A 5,496-nucleotide genomic window follows, 5' to 3' on the forward strand; every position below is an offset into this window, starting at 1 on the left:
CCCCCGGCCAACCCCCCCCCGCGGGGCATGGGGCGAGTTAGCGCCGCTGCGGTATTGAAGACAGGCAACAGCGGTCCGTTCACTCCCGATCGAGGCGTGGGGTGAACGGCCGGTTGGTCCAATGCGGCTGGACGAACGAGCCGTTCACTCCCGACCCGGGCGCTGGGTGAACGGCCCGTTCGTCCAACGAGACTGGACGAACGGTCCGTTCACCCGCGGCGGATTCAGGCCGGTCGGTGCGGCGCGGGGGTGAGCTCACCGGAGCCGACGTACTCGCGGGCGAACCGCTCCGCCTCGGGGTTGTTCCCGGCGAGCCACCGGACCCGGTTGCGGCGGGAGTCCAGCTCGGCCGCGGCGTCGGTGGCGTCCGGGGGCAGGTGCAGCAGCTGCAGCAGTTCCTCGGAGAACGCGAGCGTGTGCTCGGCCTGCACCCGCCGCCGCTCGCCGTACCCGTCCAGCGCGGTCGGATCGTCGTCGCGGTAGCGCCGCACGAGGGAGCCTGCGAGGTCGGCGGCGTCGGCGATGGCGAGGTTCATGCCCTTGGCACCGGAGGGGGTCAGCACGTGCGCGGCGTCCCCGGCCAGGAACGCCCGCCCCCGCTGCAGCACACCCGCGATGCCGCTGCGCATCCGCAGGACGTCGGCTTCTCGGATGCGGACGATGCCCGGGCGGCCGGAGTCGGTGCCCAGCCGCCGGTCCAGCTCGTCGCGCATCCGCGCGGTGCTCCAGCGGGCGATGTCCTCATCCGCGGGGACCTGCAGGTACAGCCGCCCGAGCGCGCCCGCGCGCGGCATCATGCCCGCGAAACCGTCCGGGTGGATCGCGTACCGGATGCCTTCGACGGGCGCGGTGAGGTGGGCGAGCATCGTCAGCCAGTCGTAGGGGTACCGCCGCTGCACGTTGCCGCCGGTGCCGTCGGGGAAGGAACGGGCGACGACGCTGCGCGCGCCGTCGCAGCCGACCACGTAGTCGCTCTCGACCTCGAATCCGGCGCCGCGCAGCCGCGGGCGGCGTCCGGTGAGGTCCACGTCCAGCACCGGCCGCTGGAACCGCGGGGTGCGGTCGAGCGCGGCGAGCAGGTCCTGGACCAGCAGCTGCTGCGGGTAGATCCAATGCCGGTCGCCGCCGGAGAGCGCCGCGTAGTCCAGCCGGAACGGTTCGCCGTGGACGACGACGTCGCACCAGCCGTGCCGGGTGGCGCGGGCGAGCAGCCCGTCGGCGAGGCCCCAGCGGCGCAGGTGGTCGACGACGCGGTGTTCGACGAGCCCGGCGCGCGGCGAGTTCTCGACGTGCGCCCGGGAGTGCTGCTCGAACACCTGCGCGTCGATCCCGGACCGCTGCAGGACGTTCGCGAGCACCAGGCCCGCGGGCCCGGCTCCGACGATCGCGACCTGGGTGTGCTGCACGTCGGTCATCGGGTCGCTCCCGGGGTCGTGCGGTCGGCGGGGACGAATTCGGGGTTGAACAGTTCGCTGATGGCCACGGCCGGGGTGTCCTGGTGCCAGATCAGGTAGGTCTTGAAGGCCGCGGGCGGTCGTCCCGGGTCGGGGTGCCAGGCGCGGCGACCGACGTGCAGCACGGTGCGCCGGAACCCGGTTCCCGCGGCGTGCAGGGCGAGGCCGAGCGGGGCGGTGCCGTCGGTGAGGCACCGTTCGGCGCCGGGGACGTCGGTGCGCGCCACGACCTGGTTGCTGGCGAGCACCCGGCCGTCGACGGCGGCCGTCGTGGAGCGCCGGACGATGAGTTCGTCCTGCGCGGTGACCCGCAGCAGGTCGGCGGCGCCGGTCGGGGCCGCGTCGGCGGGAACCCGGTCGTGCCGGGCGTCGCGGACGTGGGTGCGCAGGCCGGTGGCCGATTCCAGCAGCGTGGTGGTGAGGCCGTCGCTGCTGAGCAGCATCCGCGTGATCGGGGACGCGAACAGGGCGGCGTCAGCTGGATTCGCCGCGGTTCGGGTGAGGGCGAAGGGGTTCTCGTGCAGGACGAGCGGCCCGTTGTCGAGAAATGTCATTGTGCCTTGAGGGGATCGTCCCTGGATGCGATGCCGCGCGGATGCGGAATCGGGTCTCGGGTGGCCCGCTTCCGTTCCTGTTCCAGAGGAGTGAATGTGATCGTCCGGGACTTTAGCATGATCAACTTCGACGTTTCACCGGCCTTGATCATGGTCGTGACCAGTGGTGATGTTATTCGACATGAATCACGATAGCCGAAATGGCGCATTTGCCCCCGTGTTCCGCCGGGTGTCGCAATGGCGGTCCGGAAGGGTGTTGCTGTGCTTTCAGGGTAGTCCCTTGAGCCTCTTGGTGGATCGGCTTTCCGACGACCCTCGAAAATTCATCGGATGTGATCTCCTTTCCCGCTCAAGGAAGATTTTGCGCGTCATCCGAGGTGTCGCTGATGTCGCCGGGAGCCGCTTTCCGGTCCGGCGGCGGACCGTTCCCGCCGCGCGGGGCGCGCCTTCCGATGCGTCATCATCCGCTGTACTGTTCAGTGCATGCTGACGAGTGAGGCGAGGGAAGCGGCGCTCGCCCGGGTGGGGAAGGCGCTCGCCGACCCGACCCGGTGCCGGTTGCTGGTGGCGCTGCTGGACGGGCCCGGTTACCCGGGCAGGCTGGCGGCCGAGCTGGGGCTGTCCCGGTCGAACGTGTCCAACCACCTGGGGTGCCTGCGCGGCTGCGGCCTGGTGGTGGCGTCCCTGGAGGGGCGGCAGACGCGCTACGAGCTGGCCGATCCGCACCTGGCCGCCGCGCTCGCCGAACTGGTGCAGGTCGTGCTCGCGGTGGAGCGGTCGCAACCGTGCTTGAACGACGACCCGGAGGCGGTGCGCGATGAGTGCTGAGGCGGAGTGCTGCGCGGGCTGCTCGGCGACCGCGGCACCCCCGGCCCCGGCGCGGCGGTCCCTGCTGCAGCGGCGGATCCGCTGGCTGGTCGCCGCGACGATCACTTACAACGTGGTCGAAGCGGTCGTCGCGATCACCGCGGGGTCCCGGGCGTCCTCGGTGGCGCTGATCGGGTTCGGCCTGGATTCGGCCATCGAGGTCACCTCGGCCGCCGCGGTCGCCTGGCAGTTCAGCGCGCGCGATCCGGAGTCGCGGGAACGGGTGGCGCTGCGCGTCATCGCCGGGTCGTTCTTCGCGCTGGCCGGCTACGTCTCGGTGGAGGCGGTGCGCGGGCTGCTCGGCGGGGTGGCGGCGGAGCACTCCGCGGTCGGGCTGGTGCTGGCGGCGGTGAGCCTCGTACTGATGCCGGGGCTGTCGTACGCGCAGCGCAGGGCCGGGCGCGAACTGGGCTCGGCGACCGCGGTGGCCGACTCGAAGCAAACCCTGCTGTGCACCTACTTGTCCGCCGTGCTGCTGGCCGGGTTGCTGCTCAACGCGCTGTTCGGCTGGTACTGGGCGGATCCGCTGGCCGCGCTGGTGATCGCGGCCGTGGCGGTGAAGGAGGGGCGGCAGGCCTGGCGGGGCGAGCACTGCTGCTGAACCGCCGGTTCCGGGGTGCGTGCACCGGCGGGTGGACCGAGCCGCCCGCGTTCGCCTGGAGTGCGGCCCGCCGCCGACCGGAATAGATCGGGCGAACGGTCCGTTCACCTCACGACGTGGCGGGCACGTCGGGTGATCAGGAAGGGCAGGCGAGGGAACGCTCTTCCCTGATGGGGTGGCCGATGTCGGGAGCGGGCGGCTGAAGCGGAGCGGCGCGTGCGCGCCGGTGCAGCGGACGTCACCGAAGAATTCAGCGGCCGCACCCGAACGGGCCCTCTAGACTGGTGCGGCTGGGCGTCCGCGGTGCTGCCGGGACGCGCGGCCCGTGCGCGGGGGCGCACGACCTGGGGGAAGTGCCGAGGCCACCGGTTCGCGGGAGCGTTTCGGCGGCATCGCGACACCTGATCCTTCGAACCCGCTCCGACGGCGCACCGCCGCGGGACGGCACCCGGTCCCGCCGCGCCGGTGGACCGACCGAGTTCTGCGAGAGGTATTGGAACCATGACCGACTCCACGGGGACCGTGGACGCGGGGACCGAGCGCGAAGCGGCACCGCCGCGGGCGAACGTGCTGTTGAGCGTGCTCGTCGTCTCCGCGTTCGTGATGATCCTCAACGAGACGATCCTGAGCGTCGCGCTGCGCGACCTCACCGTCGACCTCGACGTCTCCACCACGACGGTGCAGTGGCTGACCAGCGGGTTCCTGCTGACGATGGCGGTGGTCATCCCGATCACCGGCTTCCTCCTGGAGCGGTTCACGCCACGGCAGATCTTCCTGGCCTCGCTGACGATGTTCAGCGTCGGCACCCTGCTCAGCGCGCTGGCGCCCGGTTTCGCGGTGCTGCTGGTGGGCCGCGTGGTGCAGGCCTGCGGTACCGCGGTGATGATGCCGCTGCTGATGACCTCGGTGATGCGGCTGGTGCCCGTCGCCAAGCGCGGCGCCACGATGGGCACGATCACCATCGTGATCGCGGTGGCCCCGGCGGTGGGGCCGACGATCGGTGGTGCGGTGCTGGCTTCGCTGAGCTGGCGCTGGATGTTCCTGCTGGTGCTGCCGCTGTCGCTGATCGCCCTGGTGATCGGCGCGGTCTGGATGCGGCTGGACGACGAGACGCGGCGGGTGCCGCTGGACGTGCTCTCGGTGGTGCTGTCGGCGGCCGGTTTCGGCGGCCTGCTCTACGGGTTGTCCTCCATCGGCGAGTCCGGCGGCGGGGGCGGCTCGGTGTCGCTGTGGCTGCCGCTGCTGGTGGGCGTGCTGGCGCTGACCGCGTTCGTGCTGCGCCAGCTGCGGTTGCAGCGCGAGGACCGGGCGCTGCTGGACCTGCGCCCGTTCGGCCTGCGCTCCTTCGTGGTGGCGCTGGTGCTGACGGCGCTGCTGTTCATGTGCCTGCTGGGCGCGGGCGCGATCATGCTGCCGCTGTACCTGCAGACCGTGTTGGGTGCGAGCACCTTCACCAGCGGACTGGCGGTGCTGCCCGGCGGGCTCGTGCTCGGGTTGCTCGGACGCCCGGTGGGCCGGTTGTTCGACCGGTTCGGCGCGCGGCGGCTGGTGATCCCGGGTGCGGGCGCGATGGCGGTGGCGCTGTGGCTGTTCGCCTCGCTGGACGCGCAGTCCTCGATGGTGTCGGTGATCGCGATCCACGTGCTGATGATGGCCGGTCTGGGCCTGATGATGACGCCGCTGATGACCGAGTCGCTGAGCGCGCTGCCGGACCACCTGCACTCGCACGGCAGCGCGATCCTCGCGACGTTGCAGCAGGTGGCGGGCGCGTTCGGCACCGCGGTGTTCGTGACCGTCGCGTCCGTGGGCAGCGCGGTGCCCTCCGGTCCGCCGGACGCCTCCGGGTTGCGGACGGCGTTCGTGGTGGCCGGGGTGATCGGCGTGCTCGCCTTCGGCACCTCGCTGTTCGTGCGGTCGAGCGCCCGGCCCGCCGACGAGTCCGGTTCGGTGCCCTTCGGAGAGGAACCGGTGCGCGCGGGCCACTGACGCAGGCGACGACTCGGCGCGATCACTCCGGTGG

5 protein-coding genes are annotated in these 5,496 nt (G+C 71.9%); 3 read left to right on the forward strand and 2 right to left on the reverse strand.

Annotated elements, in window-relative coordinates; genetic code table 11:
• Positions 1 to 224: 224 nt before the first annotated feature.
• Together LCD33_RS25775 and LCD33_RS25780 are read right to left on the reverse strand one after the other, a co-directional pair.
• Positions 225 to 1,415 carry an FAD-dependent monooxygenase gene (locus LCD33_RS25775; protein WP_224962876.1) on the reverse strand — a complete coding sequence of 397 codons (1,191 nt, stop codon included), beginning with the start codon at positions 1,413 to 1,415 and terminating at the stop codon, positions 225 to 227.
• On the reverse strand, positions 1,412 to 2,008 hold the full coding sequence (locus tag LCD33_RS25780; RefSeq protein ID WP_224962874.1) for a hypothetical protein: 597 nt from the start codon (positions 2,006 to 2,008) through the stop codon (positions 1,412 to 1,414). The genes LCD33_RS25775 and LCD33_RS25780 overlap by 4 nt, the downstream gene beginning before the upstream one ends.
• A gap of 483 nt (positions 2,009 to 2,491) precedes the next feature.
• Between LCD33_RS25780 and LCD33_RS25785 the strand changes: the two genes are divergently transcribed.
• The 3 genes from LCD33_RS25785 (at position 2,492) to LCD33_RS25795 (ending at position 5,462) form a co-directional block, all read left to right on the forward strand.
• Positions 2,492 to 2,836 carry a helix-turn-helix transcriptional regulator gene (locus LCD33_RS25785; protein WP_224962872.1) on the forward strand — a complete coding sequence of 115 codons (345 nt, stop codon included), beginning with the start codon at positions 2,492 to 2,494 and terminating at the stop codon, positions 2,834 to 2,836.
• Positions 2,826 to 3,476: a cation transporter gene (locus LCD33_RS25790; protein WP_224962870.1), complete on the forward strand. Its 651-nt coding sequence runs from the start codon at positions 2,826 to 2,828 to the stop codon at positions 3,474 to 3,476. Before LCD33_RS25785 ends, LCD33_RS25790 begins: the two co-directional genes overlap by 11 nt.
• Positions 3,477 to 3,977: 501 nt before the next feature.
• Positions 3,978 to 5,462 (forward strand): MDR family MFS transporter, encoded by a 1,485-nt coding sequence (locus LCD33_RS25795; RefSeq protein WP_224962868.1) that lies wholly within the window; start codon positions 3,978 to 3,980, stop codon positions 5,460 to 5,462.
• Positions 5,463 to 5,496: the final 34 nt, after the last annotated feature.

Origin of the sequence: Saccharopolyspora sp. 7B (assembly GCF_020177435.1) — a bacterium.
Classification (GTDB): domain Bacteria; phylum Actinomycetota; class Actinomycetes; order Mycobacteriales; family Pseudonocardiaceae; genus Saccharopolyspora_C; species Saccharopolyspora_C gregorii.